Consider the following 1,039-nt stretch of genomic DNA (forward strand, 5'->3'; position numbering starts at 1 on the left):
CGCTATTGCCCGTTCCTGCTGCCGTGCCGTTACCGCTCGTTACGCTGTAACCGGTGATCGTCAGTCCAGCACTCGGGCGTTCACCCAGGCTGATTACCTCGCCGCTGGCAATAGCTGACGGACCATCATTGGTCACCGTTACCGTGAAGCTGGTACTTCCACCGGCGATTACTCGTGCGTCAACCGGAACCTTAATGATCGTCAGGTTCGACTCGCGGTCAACCGGGATGTCCGGCGTATCGTCACCATCATCCGGCGTGTCGGTATCCGGGTCTTTATCCGGACCCCACACGTCGATGCCGTTGGCAACCGTAGCCGGTGCATTTGCATCCACATCGGCCGCTACCGTAAGGGTTATCGTACCGCCTACAGGAATCACCGAATTGGTAGTTACCGTGGCGCTGTTACCCGTACCCGTCGCCGTGCCGTTGCCGCTCGTTACTGTATATCCGGTAATCGTCAGGCCAGTGCTTGGACGCTCGACCAAGCTGATCTCTTCTCCACTGGCAATAGCCGAGGGACCGTTATTGGTCACCGTTACCGTGAAGCTGGTGCTAGCACCAGCTGTTACCCGGTCGTCGTCGGCCACTTTGGTAATGCTCAAGTTCGACTCACGATCAACGGGGATATCCGGTGTGGTAGCCGAACCTTCCGGTGTGGTATAGTCACCCGCTGGATCCGTGCTCCAGATTCTAATTGTGTTATTGATGATGTTTGCAGTGATTGCCGCATCCACATCAACCGTAACCGTTAAGCTGAACGTACCGCCAACCGCAATAGCTGCCGTAGGCGTAAACGTAAATTCGCCCGCCGTGCCAATGGCACCAACAGTACCGGTAGTAGATGTAATACCCGTGATGTTCTGACCTGCCGAAACAATATCCTGAAGGTAAACCGCTGTACCACCCACGATGGTCGATGGACCCTGATTCTCTACGGTAACCGTGTAAGTATAAGAAGTACCGGCAGTAGCCCTCGGAGCATCACCAACTTTGGTGATTGCATCGTCATCGAAACCGTAATCACGGTCGACCGGATA

At 55.2% G+C, this 1,039-nt stretch carries 1 protein-coding gene; it reads right to left on the reverse strand.

Annotation, left to right across the window (positions count from 1 at the left end; all coding sequences use genetic code 11):
- On the reverse strand, window positions 1-1,039 hold a 1,039-nt coding region (locus IEV98_RS14695), incomplete at both ends, for a COG1361 family protein (RefSeq protein ID WP_188506736.1).

The sequence above is a fragment of the Parapedobacter pyrenivorans genome, assembly GCF_014636865.1.
In the GTDB taxonomy this organism is placed as follows: Bacteria; Bacteroidota; Bacteroidia; order Sphingobacteriales; family Sphingobacteriaceae; genus Parapedobacter; species Parapedobacter pyrenivorans.